We start from the raw sequence: 24,295 nt of genomic DNA on the forward strand, positions 1-24,295 counted from the left end.
CCCGTTTGGCTCTCACTCGCGCCAGCCCACCGGGCGGGACCGACGCTGCTCTTGACACCCTCCCCGAACGGGACTATCATAGGTATACCTTCACTTGGAGCTCAGGTATGCCTGAACCTAAGGACGACCCGCTGCCTGGCGGCATGGGCGAGTACCTGGAGGCGATCTTCCGCCTGGGCGGGAGTGATCGTTCCGTGCCCGTTCCCGCACTGGCGGAGCACCTGGGTGTCGCCGGTGCCTCGGCCAACGAGATGGTCCGACGCTTAGCGGAGCGAGGGTTGGCCACCTACGAGCCCTACAAGGGAGTAGTGCTGACCGAGGAAGGCCGTCTTCAGGCGGTCACCGTAGTACGCCGCCACCGGCTGTGGGAGCGTTTCCTCACCGATGTCCTTGGCATGCCCTGGGACGAAGTACACCAGGAGGCGTGCCGGTTGGAGCATGCCACCTCCCCCCAGCTCGAGGAAAGGCTCTCCCGAGCCCTGGCGGGCTCCACCTCCTGTCCTCACGGCCAAGCCGTACCGGGGCCTGACGGCACCCTGGTCGAACCAGAGGTGATCCCTCTGTCTGATCTCTCCCTCGGTCAGGAAGCCACGGTAGAGCAGGTTCCGGAGGAGAATCCCGCCTTGCTGCGCTACTTGGACGACCTGGGGCTGCGGCCCGGCCGGGAAGTGAAGCTAGTAGCAGCGGAGCCCTTCGCCGGACCACTGACCCTCGTCATGGGTGAGGAGACGCGGCTCTTGGGCCATGGCGTGGCGGAGCAGATCGGCGTGCGTGTCAAGGAGGCTCGCTTTGGATGACGTCACTACGCTCTTGAGCCTAGGCCCTGGCCAGGTCGGCACCGTCGTCGGTTGCAGCGGAGGCCGTGGTCTCATGGGCCGCTTCGCCGCCATGGGCTTCACGCCCGGATCTCGTGTGACCGTCCTCAACAACTACGGGCGGGGCCCGCTGCTGGTCCTCATCCACGGAGCCCGGGTGGCTCTCGGTCGAGGCGAGGCCAGCCGAGTGCTGGTCCGACCTGAGGGTGGTGGCCACCGTGGCTAGACCCATGACAGCCGACCGGCCGACTCGTTCGCTAGCGGGCACGCTCTCCTGCTGCGATCAGCAGCTGCGCTCGATGAACCTGCCCTCGGGGACTGACGTCGTCACCGTGGCCTTGGCCGGGCAGCCCAATGTGGGCAAGACCACGGTGTTCAACCTGCTCACCGGCCTCAACCAGCATGTAGGCAACTGGCCCGGCAAGACCGTCGAGCAGAAGATCGGCGTGTGCCACAGTGGCAACGTGCCCCTGGCCCTAGTGGACCTCCCCGGCACCTACAGCCTCACCGCCGGCTCGGAGGAAGAGCGAGTGGCGCGGGACTTCATCCTCCACGAGCGTCCCGACGTGGTGGTCCTGGTCGCCGACGCCTCCAACCTGGAACGCAACCTCTACCTGCTCTCCGAACTGCTCCTGCTACCCGTGCCCATCGTCTTGGCACTCAACATGGTGGACGTAGCGGAGGAGTACGGCATACACACTGATGCCGAAGCCCTCTCCCAGGCGCTAGGCATCCCCGTCGTGCCCATGGTGGCAAGCAGGAACCGGGGCGTGCGCGAGTTGCTGCAGGTGGTGCAAGCCCTGGCTTGTGACGGGGACAGGAATACGGGAGCCTATCCTTACCATCCCCGGCGGCCCCAACTCCGCCCTGACCACCGCGACACCCTGGCAGCGCTCCTGCGACTGATTCAGGGTCGGGTTCCAGAGCCTTACCCAGAGGAGTGGGTAGCGATCAAGCTGCTCGAAGGGGACCGGGAGGTAACCGAGCTGGCTCAGGGCTGGCTCCCACAGGGAACCTGGCAAGAGGTCCATAGCATCCTGCACCGGCACGAGGACGCCATCCTGGACATCGCCGGCGGCCGCTACCAGTGGATCGGCGAGGTCTTGGCCGGGGCCCAGATCCGCCGCGGCCTGGGACAGGTCGGCCTGACGGAGCGGCTCGACCGGTGGGCCACGCATCCTCTGTGGGGCATGGCCATCCTGGGCGCTGCAGCCGCCCTGATGTTCTTCCTGGTATACACGGTGGGCTCGCCTTTACAGGGAGTGCTAGAGGAGTACGTGGTCACCCGGCCGTCGGCGTGGCTGAGCACTCATCTGGACTGGGCTCCCGCCTGGGTAACCGGACTCCTCACCGACGGGGTGCTGGCCGGTGCCGGCACCATGGCCACCTTCGTTCCCATCCTGGCCATCTTCTTCGCCGCTCTGGGATTCTTCGAGGACACCGGGTACATGGCCCGCGCCGCCTTCGTCATGGACCGCTTCATGCACGCTATCGGGCTCCACGGGCGGTCGTTCCTGCCTTTGTTCCTTGGCTTCGGCTGCAACGTGCCCGCCATCATGGGGGCCCGCATAGCGGACTCCCCTCGGGCGCGGCTGCTAGGCATCCTGCTGGCTCCCCTAGTGCCCTGCACCGCCCGGCTGGGAGTCCTGACCACCCTTGCGGCCGCCTTCTTTGGCCCCTATGCCTTCGTCGTCACCCTGGGCCTGGTGGGCACCAACCTGGTCGTGCTGGCACTGTTGGGGGTGGTGCTGCATCGCTTGGTGCTGCGCGGGGAGCAGGCAGCCTTCATCATGGAGCTCCCCCTCTACCACCGGCCCAATGGGCGGTCTATCGCCCTGTTCGTTTGGCACCACCTGAGAGCCTTCCTGGCTCGAGCGGTCACCATCATCATGGCTGCCTCGGTGGTGGTCTGGGCTCTGTCTGCCCTGCCCGCGGGCGATATCGGCAGCAGCTACCTGGCCGCGATGGGGCAGGCACTGGAGCCGCTGGGGCGCCTCATGGGCCTCGGCTGGCGGCTCATGGTGGCCCTGCTGGCCAGCTTCGTGGCCAAGGAGAACTCCCTGGCGGTCATGGGAGTGCTCTTCGCCGGTGCCGAGACGGGTGCCGGCTTGACCGAGGTGCTGCCCACTCTGATCAGCCCCGCCTCCGCCCTGGCTTTCCTGACGGTGCAGATGCTCTTCATCCCCTGTGTGGCCACCATGGCCGCCATCCGCAAGGAGACCGGCTCCTGGGCCTGGGCTCTGTTCGACCTCTGCCTGCTTCTGGTGATCTCCTTCCTGGGGGGCGCCGTGGCGTACCAGGTGGGCTTGCTGTTGGGTTGGGGAGCCTGAGAGGCGTCCGTGCTGAGAGATAGCTTGCGGCTCATCGCTTCCGGGGAGGTGGCCAGCACCAGCGAGCTGGCCCGGCGCCTCGGAGTCACCGGCACCCTGGCGGAGCAGATGCTGGATCAGTTGGTCCGCCTCGGCTACCTTAGGGCGGCCGATCCCTCCTGCGGCCGGCGCTGCCAGGGTTGTCCCATAGCTCGCAGCTGTGGTGGGCTGCCCGAGGTATTCTCCCTCACCGAGCAGGGGAAGGCGGCCCTGGCTCACCGGGAGCCATAGAGCATAGATCGCGCCACAGTCACCGCCCGACCGCGAGCGGCTGTGCTGGGGCAAAGCGACATCCACTTCCGCGGGCCAACTACCTCCTCCAGCACGCGGTCCTGCTGCACGCGATTGTTGCCACAACACATTTGCCCCCCCAATCCTGAGCTCCGATATCTGGTTGACACCGGATGCCGATCACTGTAGACTTGTGCTCGTGAGGCCCGCCACGCCGTGCTCTCACTGCCGACCTAGCCGCTTGGTCTGGACTCGGTGCCTCGGGCTCGGCGAGCTCCTCCGCGCACCTGAAGACGCTCCTCGGTAAGTAAGGGCCTAAGCCTTTCTCCGAGAGCACACACTCCGCAGGGAGGTGAAGAGATGTCCGCGAGCAAGCTCAATCGGCGTACGTTCCTCTCCATCGGTGCATTGGCAGCCTCGTCGGCCGCGCTGGCTGCCTGCGGCGGCGGCCAGCCCGCTCCCACGGCAACACCGGCGGCACCGGCCGAACCCACCGCCACCACCCCGCCGCAGGCCACCCCCGCCCCGGCCGAGCCGACCGCCACACCGGTACCGGCTGAGCCCGTCTCCCGTTACCGCGAAGCCCCCATGCTGGCCGAGAAGGTGGCAGCCGGTGAACTTCCCCCTGTGGATGAGCGGCTGCCCGTGGAGCCCTTGGTCCAGCAGGTAGTGGAGGAGATCGGTGAGTACGGAGGCACCTGGCACCGAGCGGCCGTGAGTGCGTCCGACACGGCGCTGTTCTTCCGTCTCTATCCTGATGGACTGGTGTACTTCGACATCGAGGGCAACCTGGTTCCCGCCATCGCCAAGAGCTGGGACGTGAGCGAGGACGGAACTGAGTTCACCCTCTACCTGCGCCAAGGAATGAAGTGGTCTGACGGACACCCCTACACTGCCGATGCAGTCATGTGGTGGTACGACCACGTTTTCAACAACCAGGAGATCACGCCCACCAAGCCAGCCTGGATGCGGCCGGGTGTGGGAGGCGAGTACGGCACCGTGGAGAAGGTGGACGACTATACCCTGAGGTTCAAGTTCTCCTCTCCCTACGGCACCTTCCTGGAGTGGCTGGGCACTCAGATCTTCTACGGCGTCCCTGGGCACTACCTGGAGCAGTTCCACATCGACTTCACCGATAGGGCCGAGGTGGAGGCTAAGGCCAAGGAGAGGAACTTCGAGCAGTGGTTCCAGCTCTTCAACGACCGCAACAACCCCTACAACAACCCCGAGCGGCCGATCGTGGGCGCCTGGCAGTTCATCACTGAGCCCGACGAGACCACCCTCATCGCCGAGCGCAACCCGTACTACTGGCGCGTAGACCCGGAGGGTAACCAGCTCCCCTACATTGACCGCATTCAGTTCGAGATCGTCACCAACCCTGAGGTACTGAACTTCATGGCCATCGCGGGCGAACTGGACTGCCAGGAACGCCACATCAACCTACTCAACTACCCGCTCTTCGTGGAAGGTCAGGAGCAGGGCGACTACCGCATTTTGGAGTGGCCCGGTGACGGTGGAGCGGATGCTGGGTTGATGTTCAACCAGAACGCCGGCCAGCAGGAAGGGGCAACCGAGCATCAGGTGGCTATCGGTGACCTGCTGCGCACGCTCGAGTTCCGGCAGGCCCTCTCCATCGCCCTAGATCGGGACGAGATCTGGAACTCGGCCTTCCTGGGCTTCGGCGAGCCCCGCCAGATGGCTCCCATGCAATGGAGCAAGTACTACGAAGAGGGGATGGAAACCCCCTTTACCGAGTTCGATGCCGATCGGGCCAACCAGATGCTGGACGAGCTAGGACTAGACCAGCGCGATGGCGACGGGTACCGTCTGGGTCCCGATGGCCAACCCATTGACTTCCTCATCTCGGCAGTGGAGCTCTTTGGCCCTTGGGTGGACACCGCCCAGCTGGCCAACAACCACTGGAACGAGGTGGGCATCAAGTGCACGGTCAACGTGGAGGAGCGCACCCTCTACTACACCCGCATGCAGGCTGGTGAGCACCAGGTGGCGGTGTGGAACACCGGCGGCAACGGCAAAGTCCTCATCTATCCATGGTGGACCATGCCGTACGGCAGCTCCAGCCGCATCGGCCCTCTGTCAGGCATCTGGTACCAGACGGGCGGCGCCCAAGGCGTCGAGCCCCAGGGCGACCTCCGCAGGGTGCTGGAGGTGTTCGACGAGGCTACGGTCACCATCGATCAGGCCGCCCAGGACGAGCTGGCCAAAGAGATCTTCCGTATCAATGTGGCCAACCTGTGGACCATCGGCACCATCGGCGGGACGCCGCTCGAGCAAGGGCTGGTCATCGCCAAGAACTACTTCCGCAACGTACCCGAGAGCACGCCCGAGCGCCACGTGCACAACGAAGATTCGGTGCACACCCCGGCCAACTGCGTGCCAGCACAGTACTTCATGCGACAGGCGTAGTAGCCCAAGCCGAAGGGCTGCGTCTCACCTCTCTGGGCACCGCTGTGGCGGTGCCCAGAGCGTAGTATGGACCGCGTACACCACGGCACGGGACGGTGCCGGCATGGCCGCGCCCGCTGGCCTCGGCTCGAGCTGAGCCAAGGCCCACTGGGTCTCCACCGGCTCGCCCCCGAGGCCGGCCCGCCGGCTGCTAGCCGCCCGCGCCTGACCTCTGGGCGTGGCTGGCAACCGAGTACACGGCTGCCGGGTCTCGTTTATGTGAGAGCCAGCTGTCGTGTTACACTTCTAGCCAAGAAGGAACGGGTCATAGGCGTTGGGCTAGGGGAGACAGGCGACAAGACTGGGGAGAGTATCGGCACCCGATGCCTACCTCCGTGCTCCTGTAACCTGTCCCCTGTAATCTATAACCTACAGGAGGCAGGATGCTTCGGTTCATCACCCGTCGTCTCTTGATGATGATCCCCATGCTGCTTGCCATCTCGCTGGTCTCCTATGTAGTGATGGAGTTGCCCCCCGGCGACTATCTGACCACGTACATCATGCAGCTGCAGGCCACCGGCCAGGTAGTGCAGGAAGACCAGGCCGCCGCTCTGGCGAAGCAGTATGGGCTGGATCAACCGGCCCACATCCGCTACATCCGCTGGGTCTGGCGCATGCTGCACGGCGACTTCGGAGTGTCCCTGCAGTGGCAGCGCCCCGTCGCCACCCTCATCTGGTCCCGGCTGGGGCTGACCGCGGCGGTCACCCTGGCTACCATGCTGTTCACCTGGCTCATGGCCATCCCCATAGGGATCTACTCCGCCACGCGCCAGTACTCGCTGGGGGACTACTTTGCCACTTTTCTCGGCTTCGTCGGCCTGGGCATCCCGGATTTCCTCTTGGCCCTGGTCGCCATCTGGATCGGTTACGTCTACTTCGGCGCCAACCTCACCGGCCTCAACTCCCAGGAGTTCCAGACTGCCCCCTTGTCCATGGCCAAGGTCATTGACACCATCAAGCACCTGTGGGTCCCCATCGTGGTGCTGGGCCTCAGCGGCACCGCCGGCCTTATTCGTATCATGCGGGCCAACCTGCTGGACGAGTTGCGCAAGCCCTACGTGGTGACAGCTCGAGCCAAGGGCCTGAAAGAGGGGAAACTCCTCCGCCGCTATCCGGTGCGGGTGGCGCTCAACCCCTTCGTCAGCACCATCGGCTGGTCGCTGCCCGGCCTGGTCTCGGGCGCTACCATCGTCTCGGTGGTGCTTAACATCCCCATGAACGGACCTCTCCTGCTGAGCGCGCTGCAGTCCCAGGACATGTATCTGGCCGGTGCTTTCATCATGCTTCTGAGTGTGCTGACCATCATCGGCACCCTGCTGTCGGATATCCTCCTGGCCTGGCTCGACCCGCGCATCCGCTACGAGAGCTAGAGGGACGCCCATGGCTGACGTGGAGAGAACACAGACCAACGAGGAAATCGGGGCAGCTGAGGTAGCAGAGTCGGAGGAGCGCATCTTCGTAGCCTCTCAGTGGCAGCTCATGTGGTGGCGTTTCCGCAAGCACAGGCTGGCGCTGGTCAGCGTGGTCGTGATCGCCATCATCTACACCGTCGGGCTGTTCTGTGAGTTCCTGGCTACCTATAGCCCTGAATCCCGCGACCAGCGGTATGCCTATGCGCCACCTCAAAGACTGCGCTTTGTGGACGAGGACGGCTTCCAGCTCCGGCCGTTCGTCTACGCCCTCACCGGGGAGCGCGACCCTACCACTCGGCGGCTGGTATTCGTCGAGGACCCGGAGACCAAGCTGCCGGTGAAGTTTTTCGCCGAGGGCGAGCCCTACAGGCTGTGGGGCCTATTCCCTAGCAACATCCACCTTATGGGCGTGGAAGGGGAGGGCGCCACCCTCTACCTGCTCGGCACCGATCGCCTGGGGCGGGACCAGTTCTCCCGTCTGGTGTACGGCACCCGCCTCTCGACCTCTATCGGCCTCATCGGGGTGGCCCTCAGCTTCATCCTGGGCATCATGATCGGCGGGTTCTCAGGCTACTACGGGGGCGCGGTGGACAACATTGTCCAGCGCTCGATCGAGTTCCTGCGCGCCATCCCTACCATTCCCCTGTGGATGGGCCTGAGCGCCGCCTTGCCCCCCCACTGGTCGCCGGTGCGCATATACTTCGGCATCACCGTCATTCTCTCGCTCATCGGCTGGACGGGCCTGGCCAGAGTCGTACGCGGCCGCTTCCTTTCGCTCCGTCAGGAGGATTTCGTGATGGCGGCCGCCTTGGCGGGTGCAAGCGAGGTGCGCATCATCGTGCGCCACATGGTGCCCTCGTTCCTCAGCCACATCATCGCCTCCCTCACCCTGTCCATCCCCAGCATGATCCTGTCGGAGACGGCACTGTCGTTCCTGGGGCTGGGGCTACGTCCTCCCGCCATTAGTTGGGGAGTGCTTCTGCAAGAGGCGCAGAACCTGCGCTCGGTGGCGCTGGCGCCCTGGCTGCTGATGCCCGGGCTGGCAGTGGTGGTGACCGTGTTGGCCTTCAACTTCATGGGAGACGGCCTGCGCGACGCCGCCGACCCGTACGCCCGGTAGGGGGGCTCACCGCAGAGAGCGCAGAGACCGCAGAGAGATAGAGGGGAAGGAGAAGAGGGAGGCTCTAGCTCCGAAGCCTCCCTCTTCTCTTGCCCTTCTCTCCCTCTGTCTTTCTCTGCGCTCTCTGCGCTCTCTGCGGTGAGTCCTCCGTCAGTCGAAGGCGACGGCCTGCAGGCCGAGCCGCACTCTCCTCGTTCGCTGCCCGCTCTTCAGCTCGACCTCTACCTCGCCGCCCGACAGGCCTACCACGTGGGCCCAGGACTCCGAACCCTCGTCCACGATGGCGGTGAGGAAGCGAGCGGGCACCGGGCCCTCGCGGGAGTAGATCACCTGGGGAGCGGGCACCTTGGCCCCGTAGCCGTAGGACACCCAGCCGCCGATGGGGTCCAGGCTTCCCTCGAGTGTGGCGACCCTCAAGCCCTCAGTAAGCAGGGGGATCAGGCGCGCCCGCACCCTCTTGCCCGAGTAGAGAAAGGCGCCCGGGGAGCCGGCCCCGTCCAGCGTTCCGGGAGGAAAGTTGAAGAACAGCTCATACCGGTGCTCTCCCGTGCCGGTGAGCACGTCATCCACCAGCCACAGGCCTGGCTTTAGGTGCAGGACGCGGCGCCGGTGGAACACCGGCTCGTCCATGTAGGCGTAGCCATTGTGGGACACCTCGACTAGGTCCAGGTCGGGCCCGGTCTGGAAGCGGTGGCACCAGGTGCGCACCCCCCGCACTTGGGGGGACGTGTCCGGCACCACCCCCATCTCGTGCCCATCTACCAGGACGGTGTTGTGGGCGCGGGTGGAGGTGAAGTAGGTGCGCCACTCGATCCAGGCGGAGTTGCCGTAGATGTAGCGCCCGCAGTCTACCAGCACGTCCTCCCCCCGGATCTGTAGCTCCAGGTGGGCGGCATCAAAGTGGGAGTGGGCTCGATTCTCGCCTCGCTCCAGGTTGGTGCCGGTAACCATGAAGTAAGAGTCGTCCGGCTCCCAGCCGGAGCGAAAGACGTAGAAGCCGGGGTCAGGCATAGAGTAACACGTCTGCCGCGGTGGTGCGCCCTGTCGCCTGCCGGTGGCGAAGTAGCGGAAGTCCTCCCGCCCGGTCAGGTCAGCCATGACCCGGACGAAGGCCCGGATCTCGTTCAGGTCCTGGGGGTCGGTAGTGAGGTTCATGCCCTCGTAGAGGGACTGATCGGCCTTGCGGTCGAGAAGCGAGTTCCGGTCCGCGTCCCCCACCATGGGTAGAGAGAAGTCGGGCTTGACCAGCCGCATCAGGTACTCGGCGGCTCCCTCGAGCACGGGCAGGGCGTAAGGGGGCATGACCATGCCGTTGAGCTGCGCCAGGCGGTAAGCCTGCAGGAAGGAGCCAGCCGCTACCAGGTGATAGATGGGAGTCCGCTCCATGTGCACGCCGTGATGGTCGAACTGGTAGCGCACCTCGTGGGTGATGCGGCGGTAGCCCATCATCCTCCACTCGCGCGAGCGCCTGAACTCGGGGAACATGACGCCCAGCTGGAAGAGGGCGGTGGCCTCCATGGTGAGCCAGTTGGAGCAGCGCTTGTGGTTGCTGTAGTGAGTCATGAGGAACTCGCCGTGGTCGTGAAGCGAGCTCAGCAGGTAGAGCCACGCCTCGTCGTCCAGAGAGGGCGAACCCCGGAAGTAGACCAGGCAAGGCAGCCACGAGGTATAGATGCGGATGCCGGCCTCGATGGATCGCCAGGCATTGCCCGGGAAGCTCATGACCGGGTCCAGGTACTCCAGGTGGGGCTCCACCGGCCAGGCGTCCACGAATCCCTTGAGCTGGGCCGCGAACTCGCGGGCATACTTCTCATCCCCGGTCAGGGCGTAGGCGCGGGCCAGGGGCACCCAGAAGTTGTGTCGCGCCAAGGACCAGAGCCACTCCGGATCACGGGAGGAATCCTGGGTCTGGTTGGTGTGCCAGTCCACCTCCTCGCCCACGAAGTAGCCGAAGATGCGATGGGCGCACACTGCGTCCGCCTCGGCCACGACTTCGGCGTCCTCGAAGCGAGCGATGTCGCCCCGGTCGAACAGGTACGGGGGAGCGGTCCGGGTGCGGAAGTGGTCCACCAGGGCGGTCAGGGCGCCCTCGGGATCGCCCGCTTCCACTCGGGAGCGGACTGGGGCGAGTTCGGGGCGGGACAGGTTGAGATACGAGAGAAGGGCATCTACGTCCGGCATCGGCGTTCACCTCCAGAGATAGGTAGGCGGGCAAGCGTCCAGTGGTTGGTAACGAGCCGCCCCTGCTACGAGCCTTGAGAGTGGAACACCGAGGCCACGATGTCCCCTGCTTCCGGTAGATACAGGGCTCCGGTGGGACAGACCTGAAAGCAGTAGCCGCAGCCGATGCACTTGGCAGTCTTGGCCGCCTTGCCGTCTTTCACGTGGATGGCGTCGTACCAGCAGGCATCGGCGCAGTAGCCGCAACCATCGCAGAGCTGCTCTCGCACACCGGCCTGGCGGTAGGCCGCGCCCAACCGTCTCCGTCGCTCCTCTGCCACCTCTGCCGGCATGGTCAGCAAGCTCAGCGCCTCTCCTCGTAGGGAGGCGACGTCTGGATGCCCGGCCTGGTCCATCCACAGGCTGAAGCCTTGCATCAGGTTCTGTACCGCCCCCGGTCCCAGGCAGCAAGCCAGGCTGCCCAGCTGCACCGCATCGCTGCCGGCCATGATCAGCTTCGCCGCTGCCTCCCAGCTGAAGACTCCACCCCCGGCGTACATGGGGATGTCTATGCCCTGCAGGCGGGCCTCGGCCACAGCGTAGCAGATGATGGGTAGGGCCTGAGTGCCCCCGTACCCTCCGCCCGGCTGGGCCAGCGAGCGACGCCAGTCCAGCTCGAAGACGAAGGCCTTCCAACGGGCCGTGGGCCCCACCGCATCCGCCCCGGCGTGCCAGGCTGCCTCCATAGCCCGCAGGGGATCGGTGGACTCTAGGGGCAGCTTCACCATGACCGGCAGGTGGGTGACGCCCTTGACCATACGGGTGGTGTTGTAGATCAGGCGGTAGAAGTCATGGACGCGGTCCCCGGCCACGGCCACGCCCGGGGTGTTGAAGTGTACCTCCAGGGCATCCGCCCCAGCACGCTCCAGCTCCACCGCCTGTTCCGTCCAGTCTTTCTTCCAGTCCACTCCAGGGGTGATCGTGTCGGCGAAGTGACCCACTGAGACCCACAACTTGACCTCGGCCGGCATCTGCCGCCGAGCCTGAGCCACACCCTCGTAGTACTCCTGGTGGGAGTTGAAGGCATCTCGCATCTGCGTACCCAGAGCGTGGCTCTGGGTGGCGTGCCGCCCGGCCCGCATGTCCGCGGCGGAGGGGCTTAGCAGCGTGCCTCCCCCCGCCGCGTGGCGGTAGTTGCGCATCACCACCGCGCCGGGTCGGACAGCAGCGCTCTTGAGGACGGCGTATACGCCCTGGGTGGCAGGACTGGCGGCGATGATGAAGGGATTCGCCAAGCCCAGCCTCGGGACGGACAAGTCGGCCATCTGATGTCACCTCCCCCGAGGGGTGGCATAGGCCGCGAGCGCGCACAACCAGCGGCGTTTCGCCTGCCTTGCGAGCGCACCGGCGGCGCCCAGATGCTAGGGTCGCCCCCGATCGCTGTCAAAGGCAGGCAGGCCGCCGTTCCGCCTGGGGAGGCCGGCTCTCCGCAGTGGTCCAAAGTGCTGCCGACCCCTGCACTGGCGCGTGTTGCCGGCGAAAGCTGGAACCCCGAAGTGTGCTTCGGCCCTTCACCGGCCGCAGAGGCCCGGCGGCCCCTCACTCGGGCCTCCGTCCGCTGCCGGCCGACAGAGGTGCTGCCGCAAGCACTCCAGCACTCGCTCCCGTGCCGGGCCTGGTTCCCGGCCAACCCCCTGCAGGCACTCACAGGGCACGTGGCTCACGCCTACGTCGGAGAGGTCGGGCGCTGGCCCACACGTGCTCGACCCCGAGTCGGCCTCAGGAGTCTCAGTAGGCTCCGTAGTCGCAGTCTCGGTAGGGGTGGGGACGGGCGTGGATGTGGGTGCCACCTCATGTGTGGGCAAGGGCACTTCAGTGGCCGTCGGCGTGGCTGGGGAGAGAAAAGTCGCCGTGGGCACCGGCGAAGGCGTCAGCGTGGGCGCCGTGGTCGCGGTGGGTGTGGGTACTGCAGTGTGGGTGGGCTCCACCGAAGGCAGAGCCTGAGTGGGCGGCGGGCCAACTGGAGGCCAGGCCGTGGCGGTAGGCGCAACGATCAGCGCCTGCGTCGGCGTGGCGCTGGGGACCACTACCGGGATCAGGGTGCTGGTGGCAATCGGGATGAGCGTCGCCGTCGGCTCGGGAGTGACCGCAGGCATGGCGGGCGCCAGAGTAGGCGTCGCGGTGGCCTCAGGCGCCGGCGACAGAGGTACCGGTGTGGGAGTGGCCCCCGGCGGCTGAGGCAGCCGCGGAGCCACAGTGGCCGTCGCCGTGGCAGGCACCGCGGTACTGCCGGACGGCCGCCTAGTAGGCGTGACGCTCTCCCGGGCGGGCACCCCGGTGTCAATCGGCAGCTCGGGCTCGCGGACAAGAGTCGCGGTCACCGGGGCCACAGTGGCTGGCACTGGGCCCAGAACCACGATCTCTCGTTCCCACTCGTTGTTACCTGGATCGGCGTCTGGCTGGGGCGGGTCAGGGCTCACTTGGGCCCCCACCCAGTACCTGCCCGCCGGGAGCGCCATCCGCACCTCTAGAACTACCCTCTCTCCCGGAGCCAGCACGGCGATCCGCCAGCGCGCCGATGGCACCGCCGAGCGTCCGTCGGCACTGGTCCAGGAGGACAGCGTCAGGTCGGTAGCGTCCCGGTCGCCCAGGTTGCGCAGGCACACCTGCAGGGTGAACTCCTGCCCAGCCGTGGGCACCGCCGGGTCCACCGCCAACCCGCACAGCGCCGGATCCGGGATGGCAGAAGGGCTCGCCGGAGGAGGCAGGGACGGGACAGAGGGAGTGTCGGTCGCGGAGGGAGTGGGGGTGGGAGAAGGGGCCTCCGCCGCCGCCTGAGTGGCCCGCCCGCCGATGACCAAGGCGATGCCGGACACTCCCAGGACGTCGCTCCACAGGCCGGTGCTCACCGACAGCAGCAGTGTCGAACCCACCAGCAGAACGAGGATCGCCAGCCCCTGGGCGGCTAGACGCTTCCAGGTCTTCCGGGACGCCATCGCGGCTCCTCCACGCCCGCGACGGCCTTCGCCGTCGCGAGTCAGTCCCACGTCTTGAGACAGAGCAGTGGCTTGAGTGAGCTCCGGAAGCCCGTTGATTGGAAGCCGCGTCGAGGGGTGGCGTGTCTGTAACGGCCGGGGGTACGATAGTGTGCGTCGGGTGCCGACGGGCTCCGGAGCCCTACCGCCTGATGCATGCTATTCCTGTGCCACTTTCGCAAGCGGTCACAGTCGAGGAGGGTCTCGAACCTCAGCCCTTGCGCTCGTCATTTCCGCCCCAGCGCCCTTGTGGCTTAGTATAGTGGTCGGCAGGTGGTGCTCGGTGCGCTCTCCTGCCCCAGGTGCGGCAGGCACTGCCCACACCGGTGCGATTGGCGAGACTCTCAGGCCCGATGGAGGTCATCCATGCCCGGACCCGGAATGGAACTGATCGGCGAAGAGGAGAAGCGGGAGGCCCTGGAGGTGCTCGAGTCGGGCCACCTGTACCGCTATGGACGCGAGGACGATCCTCGGTTTCAGCGCAAGGTCTGGCAGCTGGAACGCGAAGTAGCCGAGATAGTAGGCGTTCCCTACGCTGTGGCAGTGAACTCCGGCACCAGCGCCCTCCTAACCGCCCTGGCCGCTCTCGGCGTCGGACCGGGCGACGAGGTCATCGTACCCGGCTATACCTTCGTGGCCAGCATGTCCGCGGTGGTCTACTCCCGCGCCGTGCCCATCCTGGCCGAGGTGGATCGGACCCTCAACCTAGATCCGGCCGATGTCGAGCGCAGGATCACCCCTCGCACCAAGGCCATCCTGGCGGTGCACATGCTGGGCAACCCTGCCCGGCTAGACGAGCTGCGGGCCGTGGCCGACCGCCACGGCGTGCTCCTGTTGGAGGATTGCGCCCAGGCCTTCGGCGCCTCCTACCGGGGCCGCATGGTAGGTTCCATCGGCGAGGCCGGCATCTACAGCTTCAATGTGTACAAGACCATCACCGCGGGCGATGGCGGCATGGTGGTTACTGCCAACCAGGACATCTACCGGCGTGCCTTCGCCTTCCACGACCAGGGACACAGCCCGGGGCGCGTGGGCGTAGAGATCGGGCACCGGCCTCTGATCGGGTTGGACTTCCGCATGACCGAGCTGACTGGCGCCGTGCTTCGGGCCCAGTTGCGCCGTCTGCCCGCGATCAGGAATCATCTGCGGGCCAACAAGGCTCGCTTCAAGGCCCAGCTTCAGGACATCTCCGGGCTCGAGTTTCGCGAGATTACCGACCCAGAGGGCGAGCTGGCCACCATTCTGACTCTGCTACTGCCCGATGAGCGGACCGCTCGGGCGGTGGCGTCGGAGTTGGGCACTAAGGTGGTGGCCGAGTCGGGCTGGCACGTCTACACCAACATGGAGCAGATCCTGGAGCAACGCACTGTCACCCCGGAAGGCTGTCCCTTCAACTGCCCCATCTATCGGGAGCGGGGCGGAGGAGTGACCTACCGCAAGGGCATGCTGCCGCAGACCGACGACCTGCTCGCTCGGGCCATCAACGTGAGCATCGGCGTGGTGGACGCTGGGCTCGGCTCGGCTTTCGGGGTCAAGATGGGCGACGGTCCGGAGGAAGTGGACCGCAAGGCCGAGGTTCTGCGCCGGGCACTGACCAGGCACATGGCGTAGGGGCAGGCCAACGCGCCTGCCCTGGGCGGACACGGTGCTCCGCCCCTACGAGGGGCCGTCTGTGGTACGGGCAGATCCGGAGACTGCGGGAGGCCGCACGGCCTTCTCGTAGATGCGATAGGTCTTGTATACCTTCCCGCCCAGCCGCTGGATGATGCGGTTCATCATGACGTTGTTCTCCAGGATCCAGGACATCTCACACTGCTTGTACCCCTTGGCCAAGGCAGCGTGGGCCGTGGCCACGTAGAAAGCACCGTCTATGCCCCGGTTGCGGTACTCCTCCACTACCCCCATGATTAGCAGCCGGAAGAGGCGAGGCCGCGTCCTGCGAGCCCAGAGAAACCGGACCCCATCATACAGGAAGCGCGCCATGCTCCCCCCCGGACGGGGATACGCGCGGCGAAGTGGCTCGTTCACGTCGGGGATGGCCACCGAGATGCCTACTGGCTCGCCATTGTGCTCGGCGAAGAACACCATGTCAGGGTCCAGAAAGCGACGCAGGCCCTGAGCGAGATGCTCGATCTCGGCGTCGGTCATGGGCACGAATCCCCAGTTCCGTCCCCAGGCCGAGTTGTAGACCCGCTTGGCTCGCACCAGCTCCTCCGCGAAGCTTTCCAAGCGCGCCGGTCGGATGGTGATCGAGCCCTCGCGCTTGAGCCGCTCCGCCGACTGCAGCACCTTCTGGGGCAGGTTCTCGGCGCTCTCGCCATAGATGTTGGTGGAGATCAGGTAGGCGTACAGGTCCATCGCTTTCTGGAAACCACAGCCGGTGATCAGCTCCTCGTAGTACCGAGGGTTGTAGGTCATCATGGCCACGGGCGGGGAATCGAACCCGTCCACCAGAAGGCCGCACTCGTGGTTGGTGGACATATTCATCGGCCCACGAATGGCCGTCATCCCTCTGGTGGCCACCCAGTCGGAAGCCGACTGCAGCAAGGCTGCAGCTACCTCGCGGTCATCCACCGATTCAAAGTGCCCGAAGAAGCCTACCCGCTCGTTGTGATAGGCGTTGTGCATCTCGTCCACGATGGCAGCTACCGTCCCCACCACCTGCCCGTCCAGCCGAGCCAGGAAGAGCTGAACCTCAGCGTGCTGGAAGAAGGGGTTATGGTGAGGGTCGAAGAACTGCATCCGTTCCCGGAAGAACGTAGGAGCCCAGAAGGGGTCGTCTCGGTATAGCGTCCAGGGAAAGGTGACGAACTCCTCCAATTGCCGCCTGTCATGGACTAGCTCGACCTTGGGTGTTGCCATGGCCTCAGAGCCTCCGAGAAGCTTCGGTTGGAGGGGCAAGATAGCGCAGGATAGGCCAGGTCCAGCCCCAAGGCAACTATCCATTTGACCAGAGCAGTCCGTGATGAGCCCAGACGGGCGATTGCGTGCGATAGGAGGCTGCTGGTCATCGTTCCGTGTGGCATCGCCGACGCCAGCAGCTGTTGACAGTCTTTACGCCCCCTCTACGGCATATTCACGGCGCCCTCACAGCCCCTAGCTTGACAGAGAGCGGCCGTGCCTTCAGACTCAGGGCCATCAAGCGGCTATACCCTGAGATCGCGTGCCTAAGGGAGCGACACCGAGTTCCCTAAGTGGTCTCACCTGCACGCGCCTGCTCGGCGGCCACGTCCACCAGGGGCATGGGCACCGACGGGAGCCAACAAGGAGATACACCATGACTCTGAGAAAGCCCGCCGTAGTCGTCACCTGCGCCCTGGTGGTTCTGCTTTTGCTCGCTTGCGGGCCCGCCAGCATCTTCGGAGGGGGCGATGAGGCAACGGCGACGCCCACCCAGGCGCCGCCTGCCACCGCCACGCCCGTTCCGGAGAGCCCTACCGCCACGCCGCCCGGCATCAGCCCGACCGAGCCGGCCGCCGCCGAGGCTACTGCGACCACAGCGGCTGCCGTCGCGCCCACTGCCGTCACCGAAGTGGAGGTGCCCTCCATGGCCTCCCTGGAGGGCGTGGACAGCTACTCGGCTGTCATGGACCTCCGGATCACCTCCATCGAGGACGGGACTCTTCTAATGAACGTCACGATCAATTTCGAGGTAGACCGGGTCAACAACGCCCAGCGCATGTCAATGTCCGGGATGGAGGAGTCTGGCGAAGAGACGTCTATCCACATGGTCACGATAGGGTCGGATTCCTGGATGTCGTTCGGCGAAGGCTGGATGCACACCAAGGCGGACGAGGCTGGGAGCGTGGACTCGATGGCCTCAGACTTTCTGATGATGGGCGAGGAGACCCTGAACTCCATCGAGGAGCCGCGGCTGGTGCAGCGCGGCGAGACGGTCAACGGCATGGTCACCGATCGCTATGCCTTCGACGAGACCTCCTTCAGGGGCTGGGAGGGCGAACTAGACATCTCCGAAGCCGAGGGCGAGCTGTGGATCACGCAAGACGGCAGGTATGTCGTCAAGCTCGTCATGCACGCTGAAGGGGACGTGATGGGCGAGGAAGAGGAACAGGCCGTGCTGGACATGATCTGGGAACTGCTGAGCTTGAACCAGCCCCTGAGCATTCAGCCGCCGGAGGAGTTCGCGGCCGAAGAGACCATCCCCATCATGGAGGGGGCTCTCTCCAGCAGTGGCTACTTCGTCAGCTCTGAGATGGCCATGTACGAAGTCAAGGCCACCGACGAGGAAGTGCTCCAGTGGTATGAGGACACCCTTACAGCAGCCGGATGGACTCAGGACTCCGAGGACCTGATGGAGGGCATGAGCTCGGCCAGCTACAGCAAAGATGACGAGAGTCTCAGTGTCATGGTGCTACCCTCCGAGACGGAGGGCGCCGTCAGCGTAATGGTGACCAAAGGCTAGATCAGCCTTTCCTGCAGCGCTTCCTGGCAGGGGGCGTGCCCAGGTGGGCACGCCCCTCCTCTTTTGATAGCCTCGGTCTCGAGGACTACAATGCTCGCCGAGTACACCCACCGGAGGACGTGTCCATGTACCACGACGTGGTCATCGTGGGAGGCGGCCCCGCGGGGCTGTCCGCCGCCATCTATGCCGGCCGCTACCAGAGACAACCCCTCGTCATCGCCGGTCAGGCCGTGGGCGGACAGCTGCTTCTCACCACGGACGTTGACAACTACCCAGGCTTCCCGGAAGGGGTGCACGGGGCCCAGCTCGCCCTGCTGATGCAGCAGCAGGCTGAGCGGTTTGGGGCTCAGTTCATGCTGGACGTCGTCACCGCGGTGGACTTCAGCGACCGCCCTCTGCGGCTGAGAACATCGACCGAGGAGATCGAGGCCCTGTCGGTCATCCTGGCCCCGGGCACCTCCCGGCGGAAGCTCAACGTGCCCGGGGAGCGTGAGTTTGCTGGCAGAGGAGTGTCCTACTGCGCTACCTGCGATGGCTTCTTCTTCCGAGGGAAGACCGTGGCGGTAGTGGGCGGGGGAGACTCGGCCATAGAGGAGTCCCTCGTTCTCACCCGGTGGGCCGAGAAGGTCTACATCATCCACCGCCGGGACCAGTGGCGCGCTGACCGGGTGCTGCAGGAAAGCGCCTACCACAATCCCAAGATCCATCCCATCTGGGATACCATCGTGGACGAGATCGTGGGAGAGCAGGCGGTGACGGGCGTTGCCCTCCGCCACGTGAAGACGGGAGCCCGCGATTGGCTGGAGGTGGACGGGGTGTTCATCTTCGTGGGCAGCGTGCCCAACACCGGCTTCCTCCAGGGAGCCGTGGCTACCGACCAGTACGGCTACCTGATCGCCGACATGGACGGTCGCACCGATGTGCCTGGGGTGCTGGCTGCGGGAGAAGCCGTCTCGGGCGCCTGGGCCCAGGTAGTGGTGGCGACCGGCTCCGGCGCCAATGCGGCCTACGCCGCCGAGCAGTTCCTGGCTGAGTTCGAGGGACGGCCGCAGCCCCCGCGCGAGCGCTAGATTGCGACCGCGCCGACAGCGCCAGTGCCGGAGACCCTCAAGCCTCCGGCACCTCTATGCTCGGTCGGTGTGGCTACCACCCCTTAAGGAACTGGCGCCACTCCTCATTCTGGGTAAGGTAATGCCCAAACAAGTAATCCAGGCTCGAACTGGGCTCGTAAGGCTGCCAACGAAGAGGCAGGTTCGCCTCTTCCGGCGTCCGACCCCCCTTCTTGCGGTTGCACGCCGGGCAGGCGGTCACCAGGTTCTCCCAGGAGTGCGGCCCACCACGATGCCGAGGGATGACGTGGTCTACCGTAGGTTGGGGTATCCGCTCTCCGCAATAGACGCAGCGGTAACTATCCCGGCGGAAGACCTCGCGCTTGCTCAACCGCACCCGAGGACGCGGGCGACGCACCACGTAGTTGAGACGAATCACCGAGGGCCGAGGGTAGACTGCCCTCGCCGTGCGTACCTCGCCCCGGCCGTTCTCCACCACGTTAGCCTTGCCCAATACCAGTAGTTTCATGGCCCGCCTGGTACTGCAGACGTTGAGCGGCTCGAAATTGCCGTTCAGCAACAGCACCGGCTCGCTGAAATCGTTGCTCTTCTTGACCTCCCTGGCTTTGGACACTGCCGCCACAGAACCTATGCTATCACTTTCCCCGCCCTGCTGCCACTTGACCCAGTGGACAGTGGCGACTGGGGGTTACGGCTACCGGTCGGGTTGGACGCCGACGATCGGTATGCCTATCCGCTCCCCACCCCCCACTACTCCCACTCGATCCCAAGGTCGGACACCAGGTTCCGCAGGTTCACCACACAGGCCTTCACCTTGTCCGGTGGGCCGGGCTCCCCGGCCTGGAAGTGGGGCTCAAGAGACACACCTCCCTGGTAGCCGTCTGCCTTCATGGCCTGGAACATCCCCCGGAAGTCCACCAGCCCCTGGCCCATGACCGTGCCGTGCCGCTTGCCGTCCTCCACCACGATGTCCTTCACATGCACGTGGTAGATGCGGTCCTTCACCATGTCGTAGCCGGTGGGATAGGCCTCGACCCCAGCCCACTGGGCATTGCCACCGTCCCACATCACCCCTAGGGCGGGCGAATCCACCGCGTGCACCAGGTCCCGCACCTCATCCGGGGTGCCGCCGTTACAGGAGTTCTCGTTTTCCATCGCGAGCACCAGCCCGTACTCCTGGGCCAGCTTCACCGAGTGCTGCAGTCGCTCCACCACTTCGTCGAAGACGGCTTTCGGGTCGTCCTCGCGCCAGAAAGAGAAACAGCGGGTCATGGCCACGCCAAAGACCTTCTTCAACTCCCCCAACCGCTTGAGGATGCCAAGATGCTCCTCGTAGGTGTTGGCCTGGGAGAAGAAAGCGTCCCCGGCCGGCCCCGCCTTGGGCTCGTGCAAGTAGCACTTGAGGAAAGGAGAGGCGAAGGCCACCACCTCCAGCCCCCGGTCATCCAGCAGCTTCTTTACCCGCGCCACCCCCTGGTCGTCCAGGTCGGCAAGGTTGGTCTTGTCTGTGGTGCGCAACTCCACGTACTTCAGGCCCCAGTCCTTGATCATGTCCAGGGCCTGCTCGAAGTCGTGGCTGACTTCGTCAGTGATTATGGCCAGCTTCCACATGGTATCGCTCCCTCCAGGTGCACATCTTCCTCATCCGAGCGCCGCCAGCCGGCTCAGCACCTCCCGCGCGCCCTCCATCAGCACGCCTTCGATGCCGCCCGAGTAGCCTTGCTCAGAGAAGTACACGAACGAGTTGGGTTCGTAGCCTCCCTCCGCAAACGCCTGCTGTGTGGGCAGGTAGCCGGTCTCGTACCCCACGTTGCCCAGGACCATAGTGTACCGGAAGGGCGACTCCCTTCTGAGCCATAGCCCGTATTCGGCGAAGACCTCTCCCGGCATGCCGATGAAGGCCACCGGGCCCACCCTGAGCCCCATGAGTCGTGCATCCCGCCACTCCACCGCCGTTCCGGCCGCCCGACACGCCTGCACCGCTCGGGCATACGAGAGGCGCACCTCGGCCACCCGTCGGGTTACCTCGTCCGCCGGCGCCGCCAGGGCAGCTTCCGCCTCCCGGATGATCCCCGCCGCCTCCTCCTCCGTCGCCAAGGGAGCCAATGGCAGATGCACCACCACCGGCGCCGTACCGACCGGGAGCCCTGGTTCCGGCCTGGCCCCAGCTAGTGCCGCCAGGCAGTCTTGCCGGAACGTCTCGGCGATCTCCTCGGTGCGGGACCAGGTCTCATCGCGTCCGCGGGGGTTGGTATTGCCGAAGGCGCCATTGAGAAACACACAAGGGCAGCCCAGCTCCTCCTCTAGAGCCCCCATGGCCAGGCCGGCCCACTCAGCGGAGACCAGCATGTTGCCGGGACCCAGGGCCGTAAGGTGGCAACCGTAGATCGAGATCACCCCCAGGGTCCGCTCCGAGTCGGCCTCGAGGAAGCGCAGAGTCAGGAGGGTGTCGTCGTAGACTCCGCTGGGGTTCTCCCGCAGGTTGATGGACTCCCCAGTGCCTGCGCGCCGGTTGGCGGCCACGTCGCTGCGCCCCTGGCCTACCAGCAGGGTGACCGGGCGAAGCCCTCTGAGAGCAGCTCTCCCGGCGACGATCATCTGCGCCGTGAGGTAGTCAAAGTAGCTCTCTTCCACGTCCGGGATGCCGCGCAGAGGCAGGGTGTTCGGGCCCGAGTGCGTGTGGGTGCACGCCATGAGCACCTGGTCCGGCGCCAGGCCGCAGGCCCGCGCCACCGCGCCGGCGATCCGCTCCGCCCGGTGCTGCGTCAGCCCCAGGAGGTCCAACGAGTAGACGAGCGCCCGCCGCTCCCCGTCTTCCAGCGCTACCGCCTTGGCGAAGAGCGGATCGTGGATGCCCACCGCCCGGAACTGGGGCCGGCCCAGGTAGCCCCCGAGCGGCGTGCCGATGCTGGGCGTTATCTCCGACGACGCGAAACCAGCGCGCAGGACCGCCATGGCTGCCTCCGTTGACTGACGCCGCATTATAGCGGGCAAGCGGCGCCCCCTCAACCATGCTATCCGGTCTGCCTAGATCTTGACTCGCACCCCGCTTTTCCAGCCCCCTTGAGAAACGTGTCGCCATAGGCTAGACTAGCGCGACAGATCATTGCGTTCCGACGGCCAACTGCCCAGAGAGCACGGGAGGTAAGGAGATGCGAAAGCGACTGACTCGCCGCAAGTTCCTTTACGTCAGCGGTGTAGCCGCCAGCGTCACAGTGGCCGCCTGCGCCCCTACCATGGCGCCTGAGCCGACCACGGCTCCTGCCCAAGCCACTGCCGCGCCCACTGAGGCCCCCACCACTGCCCCGGCGGAGGCCACTGCGCTACCGGCCACGCCCGCCAGCAAGTACAGCGAAGCCCCCGAACTGGCTGCCCTGGTGGCCGAAGGCAAGCTACCGCCGGTGGACGAGCGCCTGCCCAAGGAACCCCTGGTCGTCGAGGTGGTAGAGGAGATCGGCCAGTACGGCGGCGTCTGGCGCCAGCTCCATATGGGCACCACCGACCTGTGGCAGAACTACTACAAGACGGCCGAGTTCCTGGGTAAGTTCAACCCCGAAGGGGTCATCGTCCCCAACGTGGCCAAGGGCTGGGAGTTCTCCGATGACGGCAAGACCATCACCATCTACCTGCGCGAGGGCATGAAGTGGTCCGACGGGGCTCCCTTCACCACCGACGATGTCATGTTCTGGTACGAGGACATCATCCTCAACGACGAACTGACGCCCGCCAAACCTTCTCAGCTCCAGCGCGCCGGAAAGCTGGGGGTAGTGGAGAAGGTGGACGACTACACCTTCACCATCACGTGGGAGGAACCCTACGGTGCCTTCTACGACCACCTATCCACCTTCAGGATGTGGCAGCCAGCCCACTATCTGAAGCGGTTTCACGCCAAGTACGCTCGCAAGGAAGAACTGGAAGCGGCGATGAAGGAAGAGGGGTTCGACACCTGGACCGACCTCTTCGGGGCCAAGACCGCCTTCGCCAATAATCCGGGCACCCCCGACTTCATGCCCTGGAACCCCACCAACTACGTGGACGCACCGGTGCAGGTATGGGAGCGCAACCCCTACTACTACAAGGTGGACCCGGCCGGGAACCAGCTGCCCTACATCAACCGCTTGGAGCGCACCCTCCTGCCCGACGCCGAGGCTATCCTGCTCAAGGCCATCGCCGGGGAAGCCGACTTCGAGTCCCGCCGCATCGAGAACGTGCAGAACTACCCGGTGGTCAAGGAGAACGAGGAAAAGGGTGGCTACCGGGTCATCCTGGAGGACAACGCCGGTAGCAACATCGGCACCACCTTCTTCAACTACGCCCACCAGGACGAGTACCTGCGGGAGTTGTTCCTGGAGAAGGACTTCCGCGTGGCCATGTCCCACGCCCTTGACCGTCAGGAGATAGCTGACATCGTGCACAAGGGCCTCACCCCGCCCTCCCAGGTGTCCGTCGCCCAGAGCAGCATCTGGTGGGAGGAATGGTACAGCACCAACTACATCGAGTACGATCCCGACAAGACCAACGAGCTGCTTGACAGCCTGGGCCTCGATCAGCGTGACGACGAAGGGTATCGGCTGCGGCCGGACGGCCAGCGGCTGATGCTCATCAATTACATCTTCGACGAGGCCCGCACCTCCGCGGTGGAGATGGCAGAGCTGAGCAAGGACTACTGGAACGCCGTAGGGGTGAACGTGGTCAACAACCCCCTGGACCGCCAGCTATGGGAGGTACAGACTGCTGCCCTGGAGCATGACCTCTCGGCCTACATTGCCAACTTCGGCCACAAGACCCAGACCCCCATTCAGCAGTTGGTGATGTTCTGCGTGTCCGCCGGCTCCACCCACTGGGCCCGCGCCTGGGCTCTCTGGTATCAGAGTGGGGGGCGGGAGGGGGTAGAGCCCCCTGAGAAGATCAAGGAGCTCCAGTCCATCTACGAGCAGTGCATGGCCGAGACCAGTGTCGAGAGACGCAACGAGCTCATCAAGCAGGCCTGCGCCAACCACGCCGAGAACCTGTGGATGATCGGCGTCGTCAACGAGTCGGACTACGGGCGCTTCATGGTGGTGAAGAACAACCTGCGCAATGTGCCCGACCACATCCCCGGCTCCAACGCCCTAGCCTTCAACGTTTCGCAGATGTTCTTCAAGAGCTAGCACTTGGCTAGCTTGGCTACACGCTTGGGGGAGGGTCGGCACCC

Annotated in this window: 18 protein-coding genes; 11 read left to right on the forward strand and 7 right to left on the reverse strand. The window is 65.4% G+C overall.

From position 1 onward, the window contains the following. The first annotated feature begins 107 nt into the window (after window positions 1-107). The 7 genes from HPY83_03240 (at window position 108) to HPY83_03270 (ending at window position 8,413) form a co-directional block, all read left to right on the forward strand. Window positions 108-797, forward strand: coding sequence for a metal-dependent transcriptional regulator (locus tag HPY83_03240; GenBank protein ID NPV06964.1), 690 nt, complete (start codon window positions 108-110; stop codon window positions 795-797). Continuing rightward, window positions 745-1,041 carry a ferrous iron transport protein A gene (locus tag HPY83_03245; protein NPV06965.1) on the forward strand — a complete coding sequence of 99 codons (297 nt, stop codon included), beginning with the start codon at window positions 745-747 and terminating at the stop codon, window positions 1,039-1,041. The genes HPY83_03240 and HPY83_03245 overlap by 53 nt, the downstream gene beginning before the upstream one ends. Then, window positions 1,034-3,145, forward strand: coding sequence for a ferrous iron transport protein B (gene feoB, locus HPY83_03250; protein ID NPV06966.1), 2,112 nt, complete (start codon window positions 1,034-1,036; stop codon window positions 3,143-3,145). Before HPY83_03245 ends, feoB begins: the two co-directional genes overlap by 8 nt. A 9-nt stretch (window positions 3,146-3,154) precedes the next feature. Next, window positions 3,155-3,415, forward strand: coding sequence for a hypothetical protein (locus tag HPY83_03255; protein ID NPV06967.1), 261 nt, complete (start codon window positions 3,155-3,157; stop codon window positions 3,413-3,415). Window positions 3,416-3,775: 360 nt separating this feature from the next. Continuing rightward, window positions 3,776-5,842 (forward strand): ABC transporter substrate-binding protein, encoded by a 2,067-nt coding sequence (locus tag HPY83_03260; GenBank protein ID NPV06968.1) that lies wholly within the window; start codon window positions 3,776-3,778, stop codon window positions 5,840-5,842. Between the two features lie 422 nt (window positions 5,843-6,264). After that, window positions 6,265-7,251 carry an ABC transporter permease gene (locus HPY83_03265; protein NPV06969.1) on the forward strand — a complete coding sequence of 329 codons (987 nt, stop codon included), beginning with the start codon at window positions 6,265-6,267 and terminating at the stop codon, window positions 7,249-7,251. Between the two features lie 10 nt (window positions 7,252-7,261). Further along, entirely contained in the window at window positions 7,262-8,413 is a 1,152-nt protein-coding gene (locus tag HPY83_03270) for an ABC transporter permease (GenBank protein NPV06970.1), read from the forward strand. Between the two features lie 150 nt (window positions 8,414-8,563). Here the strand turns inward: HPY83_03270 and HPY83_03275 are convergent, their stop codons facing one another. The 3 genes from HPY83_03275 to HPY83_03285 all read right to left on the reverse strand — a co-directional run bounded on the left by HPY83_03275 (window position 8,564) and on the right by HPY83_03285 (window position 13,569). After that, on the reverse strand, window positions 8,564-10,594 hold the full coding sequence (locus HPY83_03275) for an alginate lyase family protein (GenBank protein NPV06971.1): 2,031 nt from the start codon (window positions 10,592-10,594) through the stop codon (window positions 8,564-8,566). A 65-nt stretch (window positions 10,595-10,659) separates the two neighbouring features. Beyond that, window positions 10,660-11,898 carry a 4Fe-4S binding protein gene (locus HPY83_03280; protein ID NPV06972.1) on the reverse strand — a complete coding sequence of 413 codons (1,239 nt, stop codon included), beginning with the start codon at window positions 11,896-11,898 and terminating at the stop codon, window positions 10,660-10,662. A gap of 246 nt (window positions 11,899-12,144) precedes the next feature. Beyond that, entirely contained in the window at window positions 12,145-13,569 is a 1,425-nt protein-coding gene (locus HPY83_03285) for a hypothetical protein (GenBank protein ID NPV06973.1), read from the reverse strand. Between the two features lie 405 nt (window positions 13,570-13,974). On the opposite strand from HPY83_03285, the gene HPY83_03290 reads away from it, so the two are divergent. Beyond that, a complete protein-coding gene (locus tag HPY83_03290) occupies window positions 13,975-15,219 on the forward strand; it encodes a DegT/DnrJ/EryC1/StrS family aminotransferase (protein ID NPV06974.1) in 1,245 nt (414 codons plus the stop codon). A gap of 45 nt (window positions 15,220-15,264) precedes the next feature. Here the strand turns inward: HPY83_03290 and HPY83_03295 are convergent, their stop codons facing one another. Continuing rightward, complete coding sequence (locus tag HPY83_03295) at window positions 15,265-16,470, reverse strand: N-acetyltransferase (GenBank protein ID NPV06975.1); 1,206 nt, start codon at window positions 16,468-16,470, stop codon at window positions 15,265-15,267. A 415-nt stretch (window positions 16,471-16,885) separates the two neighbouring features. Here HPY83_03295 and HPY83_03300 point away from each other — a divergent pair, with 415 nt between their 5' ends. Continuing rightward, a complete protein-coding gene (locus HPY83_03300) occupies window positions 16,886-18,031 on the forward strand; it encodes a hypothetical protein (GenBank protein ID NPV06976.1) in 1,146 nt (381 codons plus the stop codon). A gap of 125 nt (window positions 18,032-18,156) precedes the next feature. After that, entirely contained in the window at window positions 18,157-19,101 is a 945-nt protein-coding gene (trxB, locus tag HPY83_03305; protein NPV06977.1) for a thioredoxin-disulfide reductase, read from the forward strand. A 73-nt stretch (window positions 19,102-19,174) separates the two neighbouring features. Here trxB and HPY83_03310 read toward each other — a convergent pair whose 3' ends face one another. The 3 genes from HPY83_03310 to HPY83_03320 all read right to left on the reverse strand — a co-directional run bounded on the left by HPY83_03310 (window position 19,175) and on the right by HPY83_03320 (window position 22,056). After that, on the reverse strand, window positions 19,175-19,609 hold the full coding sequence (locus tag HPY83_03310) for an HNH endonuclease (GenBank protein NPV06978.1): 435 nt from the start codon (window positions 19,607-19,609) through the stop codon (window positions 19,175-19,177). A gap of 242 nt (window positions 19,610-19,851) precedes the next feature. Beyond that, window positions 19,852-20,712 (reverse strand): sugar phosphate isomerase/epimerase, encoded by an 861-nt coding sequence (locus HPY83_03315; GenBank protein NPV06979.1) that lies wholly within the window; start codon window positions 20,710-20,712, stop codon window positions 19,852-19,854. Window positions 20,713-20,742: 30 nt separating this feature from the next. Then, window positions 20,743-22,056, reverse strand: coding sequence for a hypothetical protein (locus HPY83_03320; GenBank protein ID NPV06980.1), 1,314 nt, complete (start codon window positions 22,054-22,056; stop codon window positions 20,743-20,745). Between the two features lie 197 nt (window positions 22,057-22,253). Here HPY83_03320 and HPY83_03325 point away from each other — a divergent pair, with 197 nt between their 5' ends. Continuing rightward, window positions 22,254-24,251: an ABC transporter substrate-binding protein gene (locus HPY83_03325; GenBank protein NPV06981.1), complete on the forward strand. Its 1,998-nt coding sequence runs from the start codon at window positions 22,254-22,256 to the stop codon at window positions 24,249-24,251. Window positions 24,252-24,295 lie beyond the last annotated feature (44 nt).

This window comes from Anaerolineae bacterium (genome assembly GCA_013178015.1).
Lineage (GTDB): Bacteria > Chloroflexota > Anaerolineae > DRVO01 > DRVO01 > Ch71.

Bases quoted from the DNA above. Each gene is read 5' to 3' on its own strand.
- HPY83_03300 (NPV06976.1), top strand. From the start codon at position 16,886: ATGACTCTGAGAAAGCCCGCCGTAGTCGTCACCTGCGCCCTGGTGGTT.
- HPY83_03320 (NPV06980.1), bottom strand. From the start codon at position 22,056: ATGGCGGTCCTGCGCGCTGGTTTCGCGTCGTCGGAGATAACGCCCAGC.
- HPY83_03310 (NPV06978.1), bottom strand. From the start codon at position 19,609: ATGAAACTACTGGTATTGGGCAAGGCTAACGTGGTGGAGAACGGCCGG.
- HPY83_03290 (NPV06974.1), top strand. From the start codon at position 13,975: ATGCCCGGACCCGGAATGGAACTGATCGGCGAAGAGGAGAAGCGGGAG.
- HPY83_03260 (NPV06968.1), top strand. From the start codon at position 3,776: ATGTCCGCGAGCAAGCTCAATCGGCGTACGTTCCTCTCCATCGGTGCA.
- HPY83_03285 (NPV06973.1), bottom strand. From the start codon at position 13,569: ATGGCGTCCCGGAAGACCTGGAAGCGTCTAGCCGCCCAGGGGCTGGCG.
- trxB (NPV06977.1), top strand. From the start codon at position 18,157: ATGTACCACGACGTGGTCATCGTGGGAGGCGGCCCCGCGGGGCTGTCC.
- HPY83_03295 (NPV06975.1), bottom strand. From the start codon at position 16,470: ATGGCAACACCCAAGGTCGAGCTAGTCCATGACAGGCGGCAATTGGAG.
- HPY83_03275 (NPV06971.1), bottom strand. From the start codon at position 10,594: ATGCCGGACGTAGATGCCCTTCTCTCGTATCTCAACCTGTCCCGCCCC.
- HPY83_03270 (NPV06970.1), top strand. From the start codon at position 7,262: ATGGCTGACGTGGAGAGAACACAGACCAACGAGGAAATCGGGGCAGCT.
- HPY83_03315 (NPV06979.1), bottom strand. From the start codon at position 20,712: ATGTGGAAGCTGGCCATAATCACTGACGAAGTCAGCCACGACTTCGAG.
- HPY83_03245 (NPV06965.1), top strand. From the start codon at position 745: ATGGCGTGGCGGAGCAGATCGGCGTGCGTGTCAAGGAGGCTCGCTTTG.
- HPY83_03240 (NPV06964.1), top strand. From the start codon at position 108: ATGCCTGAACCTAAGGACGACCCGCTGCCTGGCGGCATGGGCGAGTAC.
- HPY83_03325 (NPV06981.1), top strand. From the start codon at position 22,254: ATGCGAAAGCGACTGACTCGCCGCAAGTTCCTTTACGTCAGCGGTGTA.
- HPY83_03265 (NPV06969.1), top strand. From the start codon at position 6,265: ATGCTTCGGTTCATCACCCGTCGTCTCTTGATGATGATCCCCATGCTG.
- HPY83_03280 (NPV06972.1), bottom strand. From the start codon at position 11,898: ATGGCCGACTTGTCCGTCCCGAGGCTGGGCTTGGCGAATCCCTTCATC.